The sequence below is a fragment of the Bacillus sp. RO1 genome (genome assembly GCF_012524115.1).
In the GTDB taxonomy this organism is placed as follows: Bacteria; Bacillota; Bacilli; order Bacillales; family Bacillaceae_I; genus Sutcliffiella_A.
Window position 1 is genome coordinate 45,165 of record NZ_JAAZWB010000049.1, and the last position, 20,766, is coordinate 65,930.

Here is a 20,766-nt window from a genome sequence, read left to right on the forward strand (position 1 = left end):
ACATGATACAGTTCAAAGGTGTTTCCTTGGTTTACCCAAATGGAACACAAGGGTTGAAGAATGTAAATGTTACCATTAATGAGGGCGAATTTGTCGTCATTGTAGGTTTGTCTGGTGCAGGTAAATCTACTTTTATAAGAAGTATTAACAGACTGGTTACTCCTACAGATGGAGAGCTAAATGTAGACAATGAAAATATTTTAACTTACCGCAACAATGACTTGAGAAAATTACGAACTAAGGTGGGGATGATTTTTCAAAACTACAATCTCGTAAAAAGATCGAATGTTTTGAAAAATGTACTTGCCGGTCGCTTAGGATATACAGGAACACTTCGTTCCACCTTTAATTTATTCAAAAAAGAAGATCTCGCACTAGCGTATGAGAGCCTAAAGCGAGTAAACATAGAAGAAAAACTATATAACCGTGCCGATGAATTAAGTGGAGGTCAACAGCAACGTGTAAGCATTGCCCGCGTGTTGACACAAAAGCCTAGATATATTTTAGCTGATGAGCCCGTTGCTTCCTTAGACCCACCAACTTCCCATCAGGTTATGACGTATTTAAAGAAAATTAATAAAGAAGATAAGATCACCACTATTGTGAACCTTCACTTTATTGATATGGCGATGGAGTATGCAGATCGCATAATTGGAATGAGAGCAGGCGAGGTAGTATTCGACGGTCCGGTATCGGAAGTGTCCGAGAAAACATTCGAACAAATCTATGGGCGTGCAATTCGTGAGGACGATTTGCGCGGAGGTGTCGAACAGTGAAGTTAGAGGAACAAGTGAAGTTAGAGGACAAAAAATATGCACCATCCCTTCTACCTGCCAAAACGAAAGCCCGGATTTCCATTATTTTTTCCGCTGTAATAGGATTCTATATTCTTAGCACTGTTAAAACAGGAGCAACAATAGGGGACTTGCTGGACGGAATACCTAATATGGGTCGAGTAGTCGTAAAGTTTTTTCCGCCAAATTTCAATGTTTTTATCCATATAATCGAGCCATTGGCAGTAACCATTCAAATGGCCATTATTGCAACAACAGTTGCAGCCATTCTTTGTATACCTTTGAGTCTATTAGCCGCACAAAATGTAACATCCAATAAATTTGTTTATACGTTTGTTCGTTCCATATTAAATATTTTGCGTACAATTCCAGACTTGGTTCTAGCTGTTATTTTCGTTGGTTTATTTGGAATCGGTGTTCTACCTGGTATTTTAGCACTTATCATTTTCTCATTAGGAATTTTAGCAAAGTTAATCAGTGAAACAATCGAATCCGTTGATATGAATCCAATGGAAGCAATGAGTGCATCGGGAGCGAACACTTTGCAAAAAATCTCTTTTGCACTTATCCCGCAAGTGTTGCCTCAATTTGTTTCATTTGTCCTGTATGTTTTTGAAATCAATATTCGTGCCTCCGTTGTTCTAGGTTTAGTTGGAGCTGGAGGAATCGGTATCGTGCTTAGTCAACAATTGAAATTTTACAATTATCCGAATGCGATGTTGATTATTCTTGTGATATTTGTGCTGGTCGTAGTCATTGAATACATCTCCACTAAAATTAGGGAGGCGATCGTATAATGGAACTTGTTTTACCTCCCAAAAAGAAAAAAACTGGATGGAAGACGATAAGAAATTGGGGAATATTCCTTTTCCTTACCGTTATGTACATTTGGACTTTTACAGGAATTGATATTGACTGGGGACGGGCTTTTGATAGGATGGTTAATAACTTCCAGCGTGTTATTCCTAAATTGTTCAATCCAGAGTGGGCTTCCATAGGGAAAGTTTGGACAGCGATGGTAGAGACATTATACATTGCCTTTGCTGGCTCTTTAATGGCAGCTATCATTGCTATTCCATTAGGATTTTTGGCTGCTCAGAATATGACAAAAAGTAAAATTTTGACCACATTCGGAAAATGGATCCTTAGTGGAATTCGAGCATTTCCAGATCTAATATTGGCCATTTTATTTGTGGTAGCAGTAGGGCCGAATCCTTTTGCTGGGGTATTAGCGATTGCGATTGGGTCTACAGGAATGCTAGGAAAATTGTATTCGGAAGTATTGGAATCCATTGATATGAACATTGTGGAAGCAATGGAAGCAAGCGGGGCAAATAAAGTTCAAATTTTGTTCCATGGTGTGATACCGCAAATCATTCCGGAATTCTTATCCTATGCCATTTACCGATTTGAGATTGATGTTCGTGCTTCTACAATCCTTGGTATTGTAGGAGCTGGGGGAATCGGGACACTTATTCAGTTTGCACAAATGAATCGGAATTGGGAAGAGATGGGACTGATTCTATTGGTAATTATCGTGGTGGTTACCATCATTGACTTTCTTTCTGCATCCATCCGTAAAAGAATCGTATAATCTCAATTACTTAGGGTTGATCATATATTGATCGACCCTATCTTTCATTCTAAAAAATGAGGTAAAGGAGGCATCTTTTTTGAAACTTAATTTGACCATATTAGAGACAAGTGATATCCATGGCTCCATCATGCCTATAGGCTATGGAAATAATAAATATGCACCACTTGGTTTGGCAAAGGTGTCTACCTTTATAAAAGAAGAACGCACTAAGAAAAAACATGTATTAGTTATAGACAATGGAGACCTGATTCAAGGAACGCCATTAACATATCATTTTGTAAAAAAACAATCCTATGAAGAAAATCCAATGATTAAAGTGTTAAACCACCTTAATTATGACGCTGCGGTAGTTGGGAATCATGAGTTTAATTATGGTATGGATGTGCTTAAACAAGCTGTCAAACATTCAAGATTTCCATGGTTAAGTGCCAATATTTTAGAAAAGCAAAGTGGGAAGCCCTTTTTAGGAAAGCCTTATATTATTAAACAATACGATTCTGTAAAAGTGGCTGTCTTGGGCGTGACCACGCATTACATTCCTAATTGGGAAAATCCTGCCCATATAGAAGGCTTAACGTTTGAAGATGTATTGCAATCTACTCAGAAGTGGGTTTCCTTTATTCAGGAAAAAGAAAAGCCTGATCTGCTCATTGTCAGTTACCACGGTGGCTTTGAAAAAGATCCTACCACTGGTGAAATAACCGAAAACCTGACAGGAGAAAACCAAGGCTATGAAATTTGCGAAAACATAGTCGGTATTGATATCCTCCTCACGGGTCACCAGCACCGGACCATCGCGACTAATATTAATAATGTCCTTGTCCTTCAACCTGGGGTCAATGGCCAGATGGTTGGTAAAGCTACTATTGTGTTTGAAAAAGAAGCAGGAATGTGGAAGATTGTTGAAAAGAAAGCAGAGCTAAGATCTGTAGAACAAGTGGAAGCGGATCAGGATGTTATCGAATTAATACGAGATTATGAAACAGCCACACAAAAATGGCTTGATACACCGATGGGAAAAAATCAAGGGTGATATGTTGGTCGAAGATGCACATCAAATACGCTTAGGAGATAACGCACTGATTGAATTCATCAATAAGGTACAAATGAAGGTATCGGGTGCAGAGATTTCTAATACGGCTCTTTTTCATAATAATTCCCCGGGATTTCCTGCCAATGTAACTATGAGAGATATTGTTTCTAATTATATCTATCCAAACACTTTGAAGGTAATTATAATTACAGGTCGAGATATAAAGGATGCGCTAGAACGATCGGCCTCCTATTTTATGATTGGAGAAGGTGGAGAGGTTGAGGTGAACCCTTCCTTTACCACCCCAAAACCACAGCACTATAATTACGACATGTGGGAAGGTATTGAATATATTTTGGACATAAGGAGGCCGATTGGGGAGAGAGTTGTGAAGTTAGCAAGAAATGGGCAGGAAATTGACGTAGATCAAGAATTTGAAGTGGTGATGAACAACTACCGTGCTGGTGGTGGCGGTGACTATGCTATGTATCGGGACAAGCCAGTAGTAAAAGATATACCTATGGATATGTCCGAGCTGATTGCTAACTATATTCTTGAAGAAAAGGCGATTGAAGCAACAATCAATCGTAACTGGAAGGTTATTTGGAAAGAAGAAGACAAAGTTGACAGATGATGCTTGAATGGTGTAAGATTTTACATTTTCTTGAATTGTAATTGACGAATCACGTCAATTACTATACCATTAGTTTTAATTCAAGATATTTTATAAAAAGGAATGACTTTTATGGCAGAAAGACACGAGCTCGATACTTCATTAAAATTATTTATCGTTCTATCCAGAGCGTTTCGTGCACTGAATGACAAAGCGAATCAATCTATCCAAAGCTTTAATTTGAATCCAACCGAATTTGCAGTGCTAGAACTACTCTACCACAAAGGAGAACAACCCTTACAGCAAATCGGCGGAAAGATATTATTGGCAAGTGGCAGCATCACGTATGTGGTGGATAAACTGGAAAACAAAGGACTCTTAGCGCGAAAAGCATGTCCAAAAGACAGAAGGGTAACCTATGCCCAAATAACGGATGAGGGAAAACAACTTCTGAATGAAATATTCCCAAAACACGAACAACACATCCACACCCTAGTCGACGGCCTTACCCAACAAGAAAAAGAACAAGCCATCCAACTCATCAAAAAACTCGGCCTAAACGCCCAACAAAAAGACTGACCATTAAAGGTTGGTTTTTTTTTGTTAAAAAAAACTCCCTTGTGGGGTCAGACCCCACAAGGAATTTCTTGATTCATGTCGAATATTAAGTAAGGTGAAGTCTGTTTGTAAAGGGGATAGTACATATGAGATTTGAAGAGTTTGGTTATTCTCGTCCTAATTTGGATGAGGTGGAGAAGAGGTTTATGGCTGCTGTTGAGAGGTTTGAGGCGGCAGAATCTGTTGCTATGCAGGAGGAAGCGATTCGCGAAATCAATGATGTTCGAAATCAATTAAGTACAGATTTCAACCTAGTTTATATTCGTCATTCCATTGACACGAACGACGAGTTTTACAAAGAAGAACAGGATTTCCTTGATGAGATCGAACCGCTGACGAAATCTTTGGAAACAAAATTTTATAAAGCGCTGGTCAAGTCACCATTCAGAAACGAGCTTGAAGAAAAATGGGGAACGCAGCTATTCGCTTTGGCAGAATGTGAATTGAAAACATTTGATGATGCGATTATCGAAGACCTCCAGCTTGAAAATAAACTTACCACTAAATACTCCAAGTTGGTTGCTTCCGCAAAGATTAACTTTAACGGCGAAGAACTTACGCTTGCTCAATTAGATCCTTATACAGAGTCCGAGGATCGCGACGTTCGTAAGCAAGCAAGTGAAGCCAAGTTTGGTTTCTTCCAAGAAAACAAAGAAGAGTTTGATGAGATCTTTGATCAACTTGTCAAAGTTCGTACTAAAATGGCAAAGAAGCTGGGCTATGATAGTTTTGTGGAGCTAGGATATGCGCGTATGACCCGTACCGATTATAATGCGGAGATGGTTGCTACATTCCGAGATCAAGTAAAAGACTCTATCGTTCCATTAGTAGAAACACTTTCTAAAAGGCAGCAGGAGCGTATCGGTGTAGACTCCATGAAGTATTATGACGAAGGATTTAAATTCAAAACGGGTAACGCAAAGCCAAAAGGAACACCTGAGTGGATTATTGAAAATGGGAAACAAATGTATGAAGAGTTATCGGAAGAGACAAAAGAGTTCTTCCAATTTATGATTGATAAGAACTTGATGGACCTTGTTGCAAAAAAAGGGAAAGAAGCTGGAGGATATTGCACATATATCCCGACTTATAAGGCACCATATATCTTCTCGAATTTTAACGGAACGAGCGGAGATATTGATGTGTTAACACATGAAGCGGGACATGCATTCCAAGTATATATGAGCCGTGATTTTGATGTGCCTGAGTACAACTGGCCAACATATGAGGCTTGTGAAATCCATTCTATGAGCATGGAATTTTTCACTTGGCCGTGGATGAACCTGTTCTTCAAAGAGGATACAGAAAAGTATAAGTTCTCTCATTTAAGTGGAGCGATTTCTTTCTTACCATATGGTGTAGCGGTTGATGAATTTCAACATTATGTTTACCAAAATCCAGATGCTTCGCCAGCAGAAAGAAATCAAGCCTGGAGAGAAATTGAAAAGAAATACTTGCCGGGCCGTGATTACGATGGGAATTCCTATTTAGAAGCAGGTGGGTTCTGGCAACGCCAAGGCCACATTTATCGTACACCTTTCTATTATATTGATTACACTTTGGCACAAATTTGTGCGCTACAATACTGGAAACTTTCACAAGAAAATCCTGAATCTGCATGGAACTCTTATTTGGAGCTCTGCAAACAAGGTGGAAGTAAATCGTTTGTCGACCTTGTGAAATTCGCTGGACTTCGCTCTCCGTTTGAAGATGGTTGCGTAGAGTCGGTTGTCGGTGAGATTGAAAGCTATTTAAATGAAGTGAATGATAAAGCGTTATAAGAGAAAAAAGCTGTCGTTTTCCTTCGACAGCTTTTTCTTTCACTTTTGCCGCAAATTTTGTAGAATAAAGGGTATACTTTAACCAAAATAGATTTGAAATCCGATAAAAAAATCGGTAAGATACATAAGATTTTTTAGGAAGATACTATCATTATTCATTTTTAGTATCAGAAAAGGAAGTGACTGCTATGAAAACAAATGTATTATTTTCCAATGTTTCAACCCTAAAAGTATACGGTGATTTCCCTTTGTCCGTTTCTAATATTTTTTCTGATTCTAGACAAGTTACGACAGATTCAGTATTTGTTTGTATAAAAGGCTATACGGTGGATGGGCACCGCTACATACCATCAGCAATAGAGAAAGGCGCTAGTGTGATTGTGGTCCAGGACCTGCCGGAACAATTGGATGAGAGAATTTGCTATGTGCACGTAAGAGACACAGAGCGCGCATTGGGTCAGTTAGCCAATGTATTCTTTGACTATCCATCCACCAAACTTCGAATTGTTGGGGTTACAGGAACCAATGGTAAAACGACCGTATCAAGTGTCATAAATAATGTTATGAGAAAAGAAGGATATAAAACTGGGCTAAGCGGTACCATTGAAATTGATATAGACGGAGAAAAGTTCGAAAGTAAAAATACGACAAGTGACGTATTAACCATGCAGCGAATGCTAAAAGATATGGTGGAAGCCGGTGTAACGGATGTGGTAATGGAAGTATCTTCACATGGCCTAGTTCTCGGCCGTCTTGCCGGGGTTGAATTCCAAAACGGTGTATTCACTAACCTAACACAAGACCACCTCGACTTTCATGGGACGATGGAAAATTATAAAAACGCCAAAGGTCTACTTTTTGCTCAATTAGGCCAGGACCTCCGTAAAGACAAAGCAGCAATCTTGAACGTGGATGATGCAGCAACCGAGGATTATATACAAATGACAGGTGCTAGAATTATCACTTACGGAATTAAAAACGATGCAGATTTCAAAGCGCGTGACATTAAGTTTTTCGAAAATAAAACAAGCTTCATCCTAGAAACTAATTTTGGCGAATATGAATTGGAAATTCCATTCGTTGGGGAGTTTAACGTCTACAATATTTTATCCGTCATTTGTGTTCTTTGGGATAAGGGGATGCCGTTTGAGCGTATCTTGAATCACCTAAGAGAGACTACTCCTCCGAGTGGACGCATGCAAACTCTTAAGACTGGTGACAAGCGTAATGTTATTATCGATTATGCTCATACAGAAGATGCCATCGGTAAAGCGTTGGACAGCATACGCATGTTCTCTAAGCAAAAAATTATCTCCATTATCGGCACAGGTGGAGGAAGAGACAAAGATAAGCGCCCTAAAATGGGGAGGATTGCAACCGAAAAATCAGAATATGTCATCTTTACTACGGATAATCCACTAGATGAGCCTGGAGAAGAAATTGTCCAGGGGATGGCTGCTGGAGCCACTCATGAAAACTTTGAGTGTATACCTGATCGCGAACAAGCGATCATCAGAGCTGTTGAAATTGCTGGAGAAGGAGATGTTATCCTCATTGCCGGCAAGGGGCATGAAAACTATCAATTGATTGGGAAAGAATCCGTTCCCTTTGATGAAAAAGAAATTACGCTAAAAGCAATACAGGCCTTTCCACTTACAGAAACAATTCCTACAACATAGAGAAAAGGATGTAGGCTGACTAGTTGAGTGACTCACTTGTTTTAAAGTGAGTCAGTTACCTAGTCATCTTTTTTTTGGATTTTATATTTGGAAGAAAAAGTACAAATGTATAGGGGATGAAAGAAAAATGGGGAAAATGTCTGTGGTTTTTATATTGATGCTGATAATAACAATGGGATGTACATCGTTCACAAGCACGAATGTAACAGAACATAAAGTTAAGGAAATTAACGGGGCTCAAGAACAAAGGAATGTTCCAAATGAGGAGGAAAATAAAAATAAAGACAGTGAAATCATAGAGAAAGTCGCAAAAAAACAAGAGCTGGAGGACCTCGCATTAGAAGTAAACGGACAAGTCTATAGTGATTCGTCGCAATTTTCAGAGTATGTTACAGGGGTCAAAACGCGCTTAAAAACAGAAGAGAAAGTGATTGCGCTTACTTTGGATGCATGTGGCGGTGAAAATGGAAGCGGATATGATGAAGAACTAATTACTTTTTTAGTAGAAAACAATATAAAGGCAGACCTCTTTGTCAATGCAAGGTGGATTGATCAACAATATAAGACATTTGTAGAGCTTGCAGCAAACCCACTTTTCACAATTCAGAACCATGGGACAGAACATAAGCCTCTTTCGGTTACTCCGAGAAGTGCTTGGGGGATTTCCAGCACCTCTTCCCAAGAAGAAATAGTGGAGGAAATAATGGAAAATCAAATGAAAATATTTGAGATAACAGGTGAAGTCCCCCAATATTTTCGCTCGGGTACGGCCTTTTATGATAATACAGCCGTTCAAATTGCGGAAGACTTAGGTGTACAAGTGGTCAACTTTGATGTCATTGGTGATGGTGGCGCAACTTTTACCAAGGATGAGGTAACACAAGAAATGTTAAAAGCAAACCCAGGTTCCATCATCATTTTGCATATGAATCAACCTCAAAGTGACACAGCAGAAGGAGTTAAAGATGCTGTAATGGCCCTATTGGAGCAAGGTTTTAGCTTTGTTCATTTAGATGAGTATGATTTAGAGTAGATTACAGTTTTGTAACAAATGATGGGAAATCACATAATGATGGAGCTTAGGGTCACGATAAGAGTGGGAGGTTAGTATCGTGGCTTGTATGTTTCATGTAGTATTTTCAATTGTGTTGCTTTTTAATGTGTCAGCGTGTCAATCGAAAACTAAAGTGGAGAACGCCAATTCCATTATGAATGATAAGATCATCCAGCAGGAGATCGTGGATGTAATTATAGATCCGGACAATGATATCAGGGAACCGCTTCGTTCATTGACCCTTCAAGGTTTCACCAGATACAATTTAACATTTATCGGCAACTTGGGTAACTCCAAGATGAAATTTTATATACCAGAATTCAAAAGCCGGGGATTCCGCTTTTACAGAAGAGGCCTAGGACTGGACCTTAATGGTGAATTGGATATTTAGGTAATGGATATATAGGTAACAAATTTTAAGATATAAAATATTTGTTAATGGCTAATCACCGCTATTGATTTCCGCAAATGGCTTCGCTTTCCTAGGGGCTGACGAGAGCCTCCTCGGCTTCGCCTGCGGGGTCTCCACCTAGCGCTATCTCCCTCAGGAGTCTTCGCCATTTGCTCCAATCACCAGCTAGGATTCAATAAAAACTTTACGTTATCAGTTTTTCAGTGGCATCCTTCGTTGCGGGGTCTCAAACTACCGCTATCTCCCTCAGGAGTCTCCGCCATTTGCTCCAATCCACAGCTAAAAATCTAAAAACAAAGGGTATGCTTTTACAGTAATTCATATAAACCGCATTTTTTATTTTTGATGAATGGGATTCCCTATTTGATTGCAGTGGAAGGCGCGCAGACGCCCGAGAGAGGAAAGGACAGGGGAGACCGCGCAGGCAAGCGAAGCGCCTGGAACAGAAATCAACAGTTTTTCATACTTTCTTATCTAAAAAAAAAGACTGCCCGATTCGGACAGTCTTTATTACATTATTTTCCGTTTACTACGATTTCATTATCCGTAACATCCACATGTATCTTCTCAGGAGTATCTCCATCTAGCAGTAAGTCTGTAATTGAATCTTCAACATGTTCTTGGATAATGCGGCGCAATGGTCTTGCACCGAAAGCAGGGTTATACCCGAGCTCAATCACTTTTTCCTTTGCAGCATCTGAAATCGTTAGTTCACATTGGCGTTCTTGACTTAACATCTCAGTTAATTCACCAAGCATAATATCGACAATGGATAATAAGTGTTCTTTTTGCAGTTGTGAAAACTCAATGATGCTATCAAAGCGGTTAAGGAATTCCGGTTTGAAATAGTTAGATAAGCTTTCGATAACGGAACTCGTTTCAGGAGAGTCCTGCTTTTCAAACCCAACGGAAATTTTCTTTTCTGTTACTCCTGCATTACTTGTCATTATGATAACCGTATCCTTGAAGCTTACCGTTCTTCCTTGACTGTCGGTTAAACGGCCATCTTCCATAACCTGCAAGAACAGGTGCAGAACGTCCGGGTGAGCTTTTTCCATTTCATCAAGCAAAATGATGCTGTAAGGATTGCGGCGGACTTTTTCTGTCAGCTGTCCTGCTTCCTCGTGACCAACATAGCCAGGAGGGGAGCCGATCAGTTTGGAAACAGCATGCTTTTCCATGTATTCACTCATATCAAAACGGATATATGCATCTTTCGTTCCGAAGAGCTCTTTGGCCAGAGATTTAGTCAATTCTGTTTTCCCTACACCTGTAGGTCCAACGAATAAGAATGCTCCAATTGGACGTTCTTTTCTTTTTAAGCCAGCACGGCTTCTGCGAATTGCTTTGGTAATCTTACTAACTGCTTGTTCTTGTCCTATTACTTTTTTGTTGAGGCTTGTTGCAAGGTTCCTTAACTTTTCTTGTTCATCAACTTGCAACTTACCTATTGGGATCCCTGACATTTCTTCCATGATGAGTTGGATATCTTCTAGGGTTACTTGACCGCACTCAGAATCTACATGATTGTTAGAATTTCTTTTTTCTTCTAACTTTTCTTCTTCATCCCGTAATTTGGCTGCAGTTTCGTAATCCTCTTTAGATAACGCAGCATTTTTTTCTTTTTCGATTTGATTCAGACGAGCATCAATTTGCTCCAAATCAATCGTATTTAGAGTCAGATTTTTTCTTGAACCTGCTTCATCTAAAAGATCTATCGCTTTGTCTGGTAAAAAACGATCTTGGATATAACGGTGTGATAACTCTACACACGCTTTAATGGCATCTTCGGTATATGAAACCTGATGGTAATCTTCATATTTTGACTGAATGCCTTTGATAATTTTTAATGTCTGATCTGTAGACGGCTCTTTCACCGTTACCGGTTGAAAGCGGCGTTCTAGTGCCGCATCTTTTTCAATTTGGCGGTATTCTTTTAAGGTCGTTGCCCCTACCAATTGGAGCTCGCCCCTTGCCAATGCAGGTTTTAAAATGTTTCCTGCATCCATAGAGCCTTCAGCAGAGCCAGCTCCTACAATTAGGTGTAGCTCATCCACGAATAATATAACGTTTTTTCTAGTTTGTAGTTCTGCAATCACTTGTTTAAGACGTTCTTCAAATTGACCTCGAATTCCCGTGTTTGCAACAAGGGAAGCTACATCCAGCAAGTAAATTTCCTTGTTTTTTAATTTTGAAGGTACATCACCCTCCACAATTTTAAGGGCTAATCCTTCTACTATGGCAGTTTTCCCTACGCCTGGTTCCCCAATTAAAACAGGGTTATTTTTATTTCTTCTATTCAGTATTTCAATAACACGTTTAATTTCTTTATCACGTCCAATGACAGGATCGATAAGACCTGTTTTGGCAATATTGGTTATATTTTTTCCGAGCTCATCAAGTATGCTTCCACTTTTACCCTTTCCAGATGGTGGATGTTGAGATGCAGTGTTCCAGCCATCCTTCTCATTGGACGATCCGTTTATAAAAGGTAAGTCAGAGAAAAAACCGTTTGGGGTTGGAGACTTCATTTGTGCTCTTACTTCTTCAAAGCAGGAAGAGCATAAGACTAGTTGTGCCTGCTCGTTATTAGAGCGAAATTTAAATTGAATGGTTGCGTTATTTACTTCACACTTTTGACATTTCATCAACATGCTACCTCCTCATATTGTTGTGAAATGCTTCCATCATCCTGAAAGTAAGCATTTCACCTTTGATAAAAGTTTGACTTATTTTGACCTTTAAAGGTTGTAAGGCTATTATACTTTGACCTTTTTTGACTTTCAAGTAGTTTGCTTTTAGGAAATTAGTGGAAGAGAAAGTTATGTTTAAAATTTCAGAATATTTTATTGACTTTAGGGCTTTATAGTTGCTATAATTGCAAAAAGTTTTAGTAATAATTATTTCTCCTTAGAATAACGTAGATTATATACTATTATGTTTTACCGTATTAACCAACTAAATAACTCTTATCCAGAGTGACTGAGGGATCAGGCCCGATGAAGTCCGGCAACCTTCAAGAAATTATTTTCTTGAGATGGTGCTAATTCCTGCAGGCAAAGTAGCCTGAGAGATAAGAGGAGGAATTATAACCTCTTCTTAGGAAGGGGTTTTTATTTTGCAGAAAATAGAAATAGGAGGAATGAAGGATGACGAAACAAAACTATGATGTGGAAACAGTATTATTACATGGAGGACAAACGCCAGATCCAACGACAGGCTCAAGGGCAGTGCCTATTTACCAAACGACTTCCTATGTTTTTGATAACACCGACCATGCTCAGAATCTCTTCGCGTTAAATGAATTCGGCAATATATATACAAGAATCATGAATCCTACGGTAGATGTGCTAGAAAAAAGACTTGCCCTTTTAGAAGGTGGGGTGTCAGCTGTTGCTACAAGTTCAGGAATGTCAGCAATCGCTTTTGCCATTTTGAACATTGCTCATGCTGGAGATGAAATTGTAGCTGCAGAAAATTTATATGGCGGAACCTATAATCTTTTTGCTGTAACACTTCCTAAGTACGGAATTAAGGTGAAGTTTGTGGATGCAACAGATCCGGAGAATTTCCGCAATGCCATTACACCGAAAACGAAGGCGATATTTGGAGAGATTATTGGAAATCCAAGCTTGCGTGTACTGGATGTGGAAGCAATAGCAAAGGTAGCCCATGATAATTATATACCATTAATCATTGATAATACGTTTGCCTCTCCTTACCTTTGCAACCCTATCAAGTGGGGGGCAGACATTGTTGTCCACTCTGCAACCAAATGGATCGGGGGCCATGGAACAACCATTGGCGGAATAGTAGTGGATGGCGGTAATTTTAACTGGGACCATCCAAACTTCCCTGGATTCACTGAGCCTGATGAAAGTTATAACGGCATCAAGTATGCACAGACTTTTGGGAATCTTGCATTCGCAGTGAAACTTAGAGTCCAACTTTTAAGAGATTTTGGAGCATGCTTAAGTCCTCAAAATGCTTTTTTACTTTTACAGGGGCTTGAAACCTTACATTTACGAGTAGAAAAGCATAATGAGAATGCCTTGGAATTAGCGAAATACTTACAGGATCACCCTGCAGTAGAGTGGGTTTCTTATCCTGGACTACCAAATCATCCCGCACATACACTTGCCAGAAAGTATTTAGGTAACGGAAACGGATCCATTGTGAATTTTGGGATTAAAGGTGGAAGGGATGCAGGGAGAAAAGCTATTGACAGTATTAAACTTTGGTCTCATGTCGCAAATGTCGGCGATGCAAAATCGCTGATCATTCATCCGGCTTCTACCACACATCAACAGCTAACAGGTGATGATTTAATTAAATCCGGTGTGACAGAAGATCTTATTCGTTTGTCTGTTGGAATTGAATCTCTAAAGGATCTTCAAAATGACCTAGATCAAGCACTATATGTGGCTACCGGAAAATCCAAACATGCTGCAGTCAGTCAAAACATATAGAAATGAGTGGGTTTTGTGAGCTGTCATATTGAACATACCAATAAGGTATCGATTGGGACGTTGCTTTTAGAAAATGGGAAAAAGCTATCTAATGTGGAGATAGCATATGAGAGGGTAGGAAATCCGGAGGGTGAGGTGATTGTTGTTTGCCATGCTTTATCCGGAAACCAAGGTACTGTAGGGACTCCAAATTATCCTGGTTGGTGGAGTAAGTTTATTGGTCCTGATCTATATGTCGACACGAACAGGTATCAAGTTATAACGATGAATGTTCTTGGTGGCTGTGGTGGCAGTACAGGGCCGAGGAGCATAAACCCTCAAACCAAAAAGAAGTACGGCGCTTCCTTTCCTGCCGTAACGATTAGGGACATGGTTCATTCACAGTATCAAACTTTGCGAGCTTTAGGAATCAATCATGCAAAAGCGATTATGGGAGGATCGCTTGGTGGAATGCAGGTGCTTGAATGGGGACATTTGTATCCCCATTTTTCAGAAATACTTATTCCGATGGCAGTGACACCATATTTTACAGATTATGCCCTAGCATACAATTCAATAGGCAGGCATGCGATAAAATCAGACCCTCTGTGGGATAACGGAAACTACTCGGAAGGTACTATCATAAAAGGTATGGAGATAGCAAGGATGGTAGGGTTGGTCACTTATCGTTCGGAAAGCTTATTCAATGATCGGTTTAACAGGGAAAAGAAAGATGGAGTGGATATAGAATATCAGGTTGACTCCTATCTGAAATATCAGGGGCAGAAATTTTCTAACCGTTTTGATGCAAACAGCTATCTTACTCTTCTTCAAGCAATGGATCAATTTGATCTCGGGTTTAAAAGAGGAGGGTGGCAAAACGGGCTTGAGAAAGTGGATGCAAAGGTTTGTATGATCAGTTTTTCTGGGGACCTTCTTTACCCCCCACCTTTAGCAGAAGCTTTTGTTAAGGAACTAAAGGAACACAATAAAAATGCTGCCTATATACATGTTGATACAAGGTTTGGGCATGACGGGTTTCTTGTGGAATTTGAAAAATGGGGACATCATGTCAAACAAATATTAGAGAGAAAGGAAGTGACAGAATGTCTCATTTAAATATCGCAATCCTGGGATTCGGTACTGTCGGTAAAGGGGTTCATCAATCCATTAAATCCCACCAAACGAGGTTAGAACAGGTGTTGGGTAAAAGCGTAAGGGTAGTGGCAATCCTTGTGAAGAATATAGAAAAACATGAACAATCTCGTGAGGATGGGGTTCTACTTACGACAAACTACGAGGAGATATTAAATATAGGTGAACTGGATGTAATTGTAGATGCCATTGTGGGCTGTGAGCCCGGACGCACCTATTTAACTCAAGCTTTGGAAAAAGGCATTCACGTGGTGACCGCCAATAAGGAAATGTTTGCACATCATGGGGAGGAGCTTCTTGCCCTAGCCAAAAAAAATGATGTGACGGTAGGGTTTGAGGCAACGGTAGCGGGTGGTATTCCAGTTATTCAGACTCTGAAGCAACTTCTGCAAGTGAATCGAATTCAAAAAGTTGAAGGAATATTAAATGGAACGTCTAACTTTATCTTATCCAGCATGAGAAAAGATGGCCATTCTTTTGAAGCAACGTTATTAGCAGCACAAGAAAACGGGTATGCAGAAGCTGATCCTTCCAATGATATTGAGGGGTATGATGCATTTTATAAAGCGGTGGTTTTGAGTCAGCTTATCTATGGTGAAAAACCTGATGAGCAGTCGACCATCCGAAAAGGTATTAAAGAAATCACTGCAGATTATGTGGAAAGTGCTGATGAGCTTGGATTGCGCTTTAGGCATATTGTCACGTTATTTAAAGGGGAATCAGGGATTCAGTGTAAGGTGGAGCCGGTGTTGCTTTCTACTGAACACCCATTTTATCAGGTCGATGGGGTGCAAAACGCGGTTTCAATAGATACTGATCTTGTTGGAAAGGTTCAGCTGCAAGGACCTGGAGCAGGTATGTATCCAACAGCAAGTGCTATCTTGGAAGACATCATCCAGATTAGCCGTCCTGTCTATTCAAAACCAGCTTACCTGGAGAATAAAAAGGATGAGGCTTATTCTTCTAAATGGGTGCTTTTTAGTAAAAATGGTAAAATAGAAATTCCTTTTGATATCAACGTTTTAGCTCGTCTATCTGATAAAGTGGCTGTCGTGGAAACCGAAGAAGTGGAAAGGATCCTTTTAGGAAATCCGTTTCTGGCGATATTTGAACTTAAAGGAAATTATCAATATAGAGTGGAAAAAGTAAACGTATAATCTAGCAGCTTGTACAATTCTCTCTTCTTTCTTACCAGCTTGTCTCATATATATGTGACAAGCTGGTTTTATTTTGGTGGAATGTTTAGGGAGAAGAGGGTGTGGCAATCGTGAAACGCAGCTGGCTTAGTGCTTGTCAGATAGGGGCGGTGTATGTAGGCACCATTGTAGGGGCAGGTTTTGCAACAGGTAAAGAGATTGTTCAGTTTTTTACGCAATATGGATGGATGGGATTTATAACAATACTTATAAGCGGTTTTTTATTTATTTGGCTGGGAACAAAAATGATGCTGATTTCCAAAAGAATCAAAGCAAATTCCTATAAAGAGTTTAACGAATATTTATTTGGTAGGTCTGCGGGGACGATAGTCAACCTCTTTATGTTGGTCATTTTAATATGTGTGGGGGCAGTAATGCTTTCTGGAGCAGGTGCAGTTTTTGAGGAACAACTGGGTTGGTCCTTTCAGCTTGGTTTGCTTATTACGGTCGTGCTCTCTGTATGCGTTGTCCTTTTTGGTGTAAAAGGGTTGGTTGGGGTCAATGTTATAGTAGTACCGGTCATGATTATTTTCAGTTTTATTATTGCAGGAAATTCGATTGTCGATAATGGGCTATCTTTCTTAAGTCTCCCTCCTGTACAGGATAGTTTAAAGGGATGGTTGGCACCTTTTATGTATGTGTCATTCAATCTTGCAATGGCACAGCCGGTTCTTGTTCCGTTGGCATCGGAAGCGAAGGATGATTGGATAATTAAGCGTGGCGGGTTCATTGGCGGATTGGTTTTATGTTTTATTTTATTAACCTGTCATATATCGATTGCTTCTCTTCCTGATTTCCATACGTTTGAAATACCGATGGCAGAAGTGGTGAAGTTGAGTATGCTTTCGTTTTTCGGTATTTATGTTTTTGTAATTTATGGGGAGATATTTACGTCTGTTGTGAGTGATATTTTTGGGTTACAGCGGCAGTTGGAGAGTATGTTGAAGGTGTCGAGGTATGTGGTGACGATTGTGTTGGTGAGTATTATTTATATGATAAGTCAGATTGGGTATGGTAGTTTGATTGAGCATTTGTATCCGTTTTTTGGGTATGTGAGTATGGCGTTTTTGGTGTTGTTGGTTGTGAGGAAGTAAGTGGGATGTAGGTTGGAGATGTTTTTTCACTGGATATCACTAACTCCCTGTTTCCTTTCGTTCCAGGTGTTCGCTTATCCAGAGGACGGTGCTTGAGCCTCCTCGGCTTCGCCTGTGGGGTCTCAAGCTACCGTTATCCCCCACAGGAGTCTCACACCTTGCACTTCAGTCAACAGGATGGATAGTAATCTTCAATGTATATCTCTCTAACTCCCTGATTCGTTTTGTTCAATATAATATGGTCTCTTATCGTACAAATGTAGCGACAATTGCAACTAGTGGAATGGCGGTCATTAGGACGTTGCCGATCAGGAAGAATGTCATAAGTTTTTCTTGCAGTTCAGGTGCACCACTGACAAGTGCATTCTTTTTAATTATGTTAAGTATAAAGTTCACTAACACACTCACTGCCACAATTGTAATTGGGATGAATACATTAACCGTTGATTCCATCAAAGACATAAACCCGAAAACAATTAGAATAATTGGAAGGGCTTCAATGACAGCAACATAAATAAAGAACCTGGTTTGTATTTGTGCGAAGTTTTCTGGCTCTAATACAAGTTTCTCCATATTAAAACGTAATACCATTGAGATCCCAAAACTTGCAATCACGGCAGCTATAACAAATAAGTATAATGCATCCACGAAATATTACCCCCTAAACTATACACAATAAGTATATATTTTACCTGATAACTTCGAATAGGGGTATCAAAAGTTTAGTGGGAAAACGATGAGTAGCCATATATCAAATACAAGGTGGGAGATGATGACAAGAGCAAGAGAGTTTTTCCATACATATAAGGTGCCCCAAACTACACCTGCCGTAGCTGCTGCGGCAACTAACATTGGATTACCTGTCCAAATGTGAGCTAAGGCATACAGACATGCCCCTGCCACAACCCCAAAAAACTCTCCGTATCTTTCTACTAGCTTGGATTGAAGATACCATCTCCAAAAAAATTCCTCTCCTGGAATAATGATAAGAACCAATGCTACGTAATGCCACCAACTACTTGGCCCTACTATCAGATATAATTCTTCCACAAACATTATGAGCGGAAAGGGAAGTTCTTTTAGTACTAAATAGGTCAATAAAAATATTGCATATAATATGGATCCTGATAAAATACCATACGAGATATCCGAAAAATTGAAATGTCTCATTAAAGGGCGTTCAATTTTCTTTTCATTTATACTAATAACAATAAGGATGAATAACGAAATAGGAAAGAGCGTCCAAAAATATTCAGTTAGCAGAAAGCTACCAGCAAGTAAAATGTTTGCTAATACCAAGAACATATATGTCTTTTTCATCACAATTTTCTCCTAGTTTTGGGGTTGCCCTTATTTTAACAGGAAAGCTCGATTGAAGAAACGAACATACTATTGGGGTAAATACTTAATATATGTAAGGAGATGGAAAGATGACTCAATCTAAAAGCCAGCAGGAAAGACAAAGAAAAGTGAGAAAGCAGTCGCAAAATGAACATGGAAAAGTAAAGAGTTTTGAACAGCTTGCAGATGAAGCGGGAAAAAATAAATAATTCACAGCCGGTGGTCATTCCTAAATTTGGGGATGACCTCTTTTGTTACATACGAAAAGTGTATATTGAGGGAGATATAATAGCATACTATTGGAAGATATTACAGAAATGAGGCTTAGAGTATGGGTTTTCAGGATGAAAAAAAGAGATATGTTGCCATCTTAAGTCCTTATACTACAAGCCTTTTGCATTATCGTAAGCCTTTTGTCGTCGCGTGGTGGGGGGCGGCATTTCCTGGATTTGGGCATTTTATGTTATCGAAGTACCTGACAGCCTTCATTTTAATCACTTGGGAGGTTGTTATTAATTCATTATCTCATTTAAACGAAGCTATTTTCTTTTCTATGACGGGAAGATTTGAAGAGGCTATTGCGGTACTGGACCAGCATTGGATCATATTATATGTCTGCATGTATGTGTTTTCGATATGGGACAGTTATCGGCTCACCATCGAAATGAATAAGCATTATTCGATAGCATATCATGAGGGTTTTCCACTACTTATAAAGAATACGTCTTCCATTGAAATAAACGTTTTGGATAAAAAAAATCCCCTTCTTGCAATTATATGGTCTCTTTTAACACCGGGGTTAGGGAATCTCTATGTAACGCGTATATTATCTGTAATTTTTGTATTAACGTGGTGGCTTATCATTACATATGAAGCAAACTTCTTCCCGGCTATACACATGACACTGGTTGGGAATTTCCAAGGGGCTACCGATATTTTAGTGCCTCAATGGTTTTTATTCATTCCATCTATTTATTGTTTTGCTGCGTATGATTCCTATGTGAGTGCAGTGGAACTCAATAAATTTATTGATAAGTATTTAGCTAGAGAATTGAAAGATAAATACCAGGATATTCAGTTTAAAATGCCGATATAGAAAAGAGCTGGAAAGTAATGTACATTTTCGCCACATTTAAATACAACATGGAAATGGAACTTACATTACGTGAATTAGAAGAGCTGGGTCTAACGAAAGAGCAGATTTTAGTAGTGCCACTAGATAAGATTAAATTCCAAACTAAAGCCATTGATTCTTTGCATCGTTCAGATGGGAGAAGTTTAATTGATTTAGCTGCTATATTTGGAATAATTTTTATGCTGTTTGGAGCTATATACGGCTATATATTCTATCTTGGTCCCATACTCTGGGGACTTTTTGGTCTAATATTCGGTGGTGTTATGGGTTTTTTGGTTGATTATTACTTTACTAAAAAAAGTGAAAAAACAATGAGTAAACGAGGGTCGGATGCAGATATGGTGCTCATGATTCAATGCCCTAAAGAAAAGCAGGAAAAAGTGGAGTATGTCTTGTGGAACAACATGGTGCTAGGCGTGGGCATTTTAAATAGGTGATCCATATTCATAAAAAAGAGGCTGGGACAAAAGTGTTTTAGTCTAAATAAAACCCGAACTAATTTAAAATCTTAAATTAGTTCGGGTCTTTTTTCGTTTAATAGATACATTTATTTTTTGGGTTGCACCAGCTGTTGATTGGAGCAAAAGGCGAAGACTCCTGAGGGAGATAGCCGGTAGCTTGAGACCCCGCAGCGGAGCGAGGAGGCTCAAGCACCGCCCCTAGGAAAGCGAAGCCATTTGTGAAGATCAACAGCGGTATTTAGAGCCAATACCTATGACACCTAAATTGTTCGTCTTTTATTAGGCTTTTTTAGTTTTGTCCCAGCCTCTTTATAGTTTGTTAGCTAAAGTTTACAACCGATAATCATTTCAATTT

General features: G+C 39.3%; 18 protein-coding genes, 1 pseudogene and 1 riboswitch. Of the genes and pseudogenes, 16 read left to right on the plus strand and 3 right to left on the minus strand.

All coding sequences use genetic code 11. The features are described 5' to 3' along the window. The first annotated feature begins 2 nt into the window (after positions 1–2). The 9 genes and pseudogenes from phnC to HC179_RS05680 all read left to right on the plus strand — a co-directional run bounded on the left by phnC (position 3) and on the right by HC179_RS05680 (position 9,560). On the plus strand, positions 3–776 hold the full coding sequence (phnC, locus tag HC179_RS05640) for a phosphonate ABC transporter ATP-binding protein (RefSeq protein ID WP_168863447.1): 774 nt from the start codon (positions 3–5) through the stop codon (positions 774–776). Next, positions 773–1,591 carry a phosphonate ABC transporter, permease protein PhnE gene (gene phnE, locus HC179_RS05645; RefSeq protein ID WP_346775123.1) on the plus strand — a complete coding sequence of 273 codons (819 nt, stop codon included), beginning with the start codon at positions 773–775 and terminating at the stop codon, positions 1,589–1,591. Before phnC ends, phnE (HC179_RS05645) begins: the two co-directional genes overlap by 4 nt. After that, positions 1,591–2,388, plus strand: coding sequence for a phosphonate ABC transporter, permease protein PhnE (gene phnE, locus HC179_RS05650; RefSeq protein WP_168863448.1), 798 nt, complete (start codon positions 1,591–1,593; stop codon positions 2,386–2,388). The genes phnE (HC179_RS05645) and phnE (HC179_RS05650) overlap by 1 nt, the downstream gene beginning before the upstream one ends. A 130-nt stretch (positions 2,389–2,518) precedes the next feature. Then, a pseudogene (locus HC179_RS05655) lies at positions 2,519–4,058 on the plus strand (bifunctional metallophosphatase/5'-nucleotidase). A gap of 111 nt (positions 4,059–4,169) precedes the next feature. Beyond that, positions 4,170–4,616 (plus strand): MarR family winged helix-turn-helix transcriptional regulator, encoded by a 447-nt coding sequence (locus HC179_RS05660; RefSeq protein ID WP_168863449.1) that lies wholly within the window; start codon positions 4,170–4,172, stop codon positions 4,614–4,616. A gap of 125 nt (positions 4,617–4,741) precedes the next feature. Beyond that, on the plus strand, positions 4,742–6,436 hold the full coding sequence (locus HC179_RS05665; RefSeq protein WP_168863450.1) for a M3 family oligoendopeptidase: 1,695 nt from the start codon (positions 4,742–4,744) through the stop codon (positions 6,434–6,436). A gap of 188 nt (positions 6,437–6,624) precedes the next feature. Beyond that, complete coding sequence (locus HC179_RS05670; protein WP_168863451.1) at positions 6,625–8,115, plus strand: UDP-N-acetylmuramoyl-L-alanyl-D-glutamate--2,6-diaminopimelate ligase; 1,491 nt, start codon at positions 6,625–6,627, stop codon at positions 8,113–8,115. Between the two features lie 127 nt (positions 8,116–8,242). Then, positions 8,243–9,148 carry a polysaccharide deacetylase family protein gene (locus tag HC179_RS05675; RefSeq protein WP_168863452.1) on the plus strand — a complete coding sequence of 302 codons (906 nt, stop codon included), beginning with the start codon at positions 8,243–8,245 and terminating at the stop codon, positions 9,146–9,148. 79 nt (positions 9,149–9,227) lie between these two features. Next, complete coding sequence (locus HC179_RS05680) at positions 9,228–9,560, plus strand: hypothetical protein (RefSeq protein WP_168863453.1); 333 nt, start codon at positions 9,228–9,230, stop codon at positions 9,558–9,560. A 536-nt stretch (positions 9,561–10,096) separates the two neighbouring features. Here HC179_RS05680 and HC179_RS05685 read toward each other — a convergent pair. Then, the gene (locus HC179_RS05685) at positions 10,097–12,229 is read right to left on the minus strand and encodes an ATP-dependent Clp protease ATP-binding subunit (protein WP_168863454.1); all 2,133 of its coding nucleotides are present in this window, start codon (positions 12,227–12,229) and stop codon (positions 10,097–10,099) included. Positions 12,230–12,547: 318 nt separating this feature from the next. Beyond that, a riboswitch (SAM riboswitch) is annotated at positions 12,548–12,661 on the plus strand. 69 nt (positions 12,662–12,730) lie between these two features. Between HC179_RS05685 and HC179_RS05690 the strand changes: the two genes are divergently transcribed. The 4 genes from HC179_RS05690 (at position 12,731) to HC179_RS05705 (ending at position 17,474) form a co-directional block, all read left to right on the plus strand. Continuing rightward, complete coding sequence (locus HC179_RS05690; RefSeq protein ID WP_168863455.1) at positions 12,731–14,050, plus strand: O-acetylhomoserine aminocarboxypropyltransferase/cysteine synthase family protein; 1,320 nt, start codon at positions 12,731–12,733, stop codon at positions 14,048–14,050. A 15-nt stretch (positions 14,051–14,065) separates the two neighbouring features. Continuing rightward, on the plus strand, positions 14,066–15,148 hold the full coding sequence (gene metX / locus HC179_RS05695) for a homoserine O-acetyltransferase MetX (RefSeq protein ID WP_168863456.1): 1,083 nt from the start codon (positions 14,066–14,068) through the stop codon (positions 15,146–15,148). Further along, entirely contained in the window at positions 15,136–16,341 is a 1,206-nt protein-coding gene (locus tag HC179_RS05700) for a homoserine dehydrogenase (protein ID WP_168863457.1), read from the plus strand. Before metX ends, HC179_RS05700 begins: the two co-directional genes overlap by 13 nt. 110 nt (positions 16,342–16,451) lie before the next feature. Next, positions 16,452–17,474 carry a hypothetical protein gene (locus HC179_RS05705; protein ID WP_168863468.1) on the plus strand — a complete coding sequence of 341 codons (1,023 nt, stop codon included), beginning with the start codon at positions 16,452–16,454 and terminating at the stop codon, positions 17,472–17,474. A gap of 246 nt (positions 17,475–17,720) precedes the next feature. Here HC179_RS05705 and HC179_RS05710 read toward each other — a convergent pair whose 3' ends face one another. Both HC179_RS05710 and HC179_RS05715 read right to left on the minus strand, forming a co-directional pair. Next, positions 17,721–18,122: a F0F1 ATP synthase subunit C gene (locus HC179_RS05710; protein WP_168863458.1), complete on the minus strand. Its 402-nt coding sequence runs from the start codon at positions 18,120–18,122 to the stop codon at positions 17,721–17,723. A 66-nt stretch (positions 18,123–18,188) separates the two neighbouring features. Continuing rightward, on the minus strand, positions 18,189–18,794 hold the full coding sequence (locus HC179_RS05715) for a CPBP family intramembrane glutamic endopeptidase (RefSeq protein ID WP_168863459.1): 606 nt from the start codon (positions 18,792–18,794) through the stop codon (positions 18,189–18,191). A gap of 110 nt (positions 18,795–18,904) precedes the next feature. Between HC179_RS05715 and HC179_RS20975 the strand changes: the two genes are divergently transcribed. The 3 genes from HC179_RS20975 (at position 18,905) to HC179_RS05725 (ending at position 20,387) form a co-directional block, all read left to right on the plus strand. Next, a complete protein-coding gene (locus tag HC179_RS20975; protein WP_010193219.1) occupies positions 18,905–19,024 on the plus strand; it encodes a DUF6254 family protein in 120 nt (39 codons plus the stop codon). A gap of 122 nt (positions 19,025–19,146) precedes the next feature. Beyond that, the gene (locus HC179_RS05720; RefSeq protein WP_168863460.1) at positions 19,147–19,911 is read left to right on the plus strand and encodes a hypothetical protein; all 765 of its coding nucleotides are present in this window, start codon (positions 19,147–19,149) and stop codon (positions 19,909–19,911) included. Positions 19,912–19,928: 17 nt separating this feature from the next. Then, on the plus strand, positions 19,929–20,387 hold the full coding sequence (locus HC179_RS05725) for a hypothetical protein (RefSeq protein WP_168863461.1): 459 nt from the start codon (positions 19,929–19,931) through the stop codon (positions 20,385–20,387). Positions 20,388–20,766: the final 379 nt, after the last annotated feature.

Bases quoted from the DNA above. Each gene is read 5' to 3' on its own strand.
- phnC (WP_168863447.1), top strand. From the start codon at position 3: ATGATACAGTTCAAAGGTGTTTCCTTGGTTTACCCAAATGGAACACAA.
- phnE (WP_168863448.1), top strand. From the start codon at position 1,591: ATGGAACTTGTTTTACCTCCCAAAAAGAAAAAAACTGGATGGAAGACG.
- HC179_RS05660 (WP_168863449.1), top strand. From the start codon at position 4,170: ATGGCAGAAAGACACGAGCTCGATACTTCATTAAAATTATTTATCGTT.
- HC179_RS05665 (WP_168863450.1), top strand. From the start codon at position 4,742: ATGAGATTTGAAGAGTTTGGTTATTCTCGTCCTAATTTGGATGAGGTG.
- HC179_RS05670 (WP_168863451.1), top strand. From the start codon at position 6,625: ATGAAAACAAATGTATTATTTTCCAATGTTTCAACCCTAAAAGTATAC.
- HC179_RS05675 (WP_168863452.1), top strand. From the start codon at position 8,243: ATGGGGAAAATGTCTGTGGTTTTTATATTGATGCTGATAATAACAATG.
- HC179_RS05685 (WP_168863454.1), bottom strand. From the start codon at position 12,229: ATGAAATGTCAAAAGTGTGAAGTAAATAACGCAACCATTCAATTTAAA.
- HC179_RS05690 (WP_168863455.1), top strand. From the start codon at position 12,731: ATGACGAAACAAAACTATGATGTGGAAACAGTATTATTACATGGAGGA.
- HC179_RS05700 (WP_168863457.1), top strand. From the start codon at position 15,136: ATGTCTCATTTAAATATCGCAATCCTGGGATTCGGTACTGTCGGTAAA.
- HC179_RS05715 (WP_168863459.1), bottom strand. From the start codon at position 18,794: ATGAAAAAGACATATATGTTCTTGGTATTAGCAAACATTTTACTTGCT.
- HC179_RS20975 (WP_010193219.1), top strand. From the start codon at position 18,905: ATGACTCAATCTAAAAGCCAGCAGGAAAGACAAAGAAAAGTGAGAAAG.
- HC179_RS05720 (WP_168863460.1), top strand. From the start codon at position 19,147: ATGGGTTTTCAGGATGAAAAAAAGAGATATGTTGCCATCTTAAGTCCT.
- HC179_RS05725 (WP_168863461.1), top strand. From the start codon at position 19,929: ATGTACATTTTCGCCACATTTAAATACAACATGGAAATGGAACTTACA.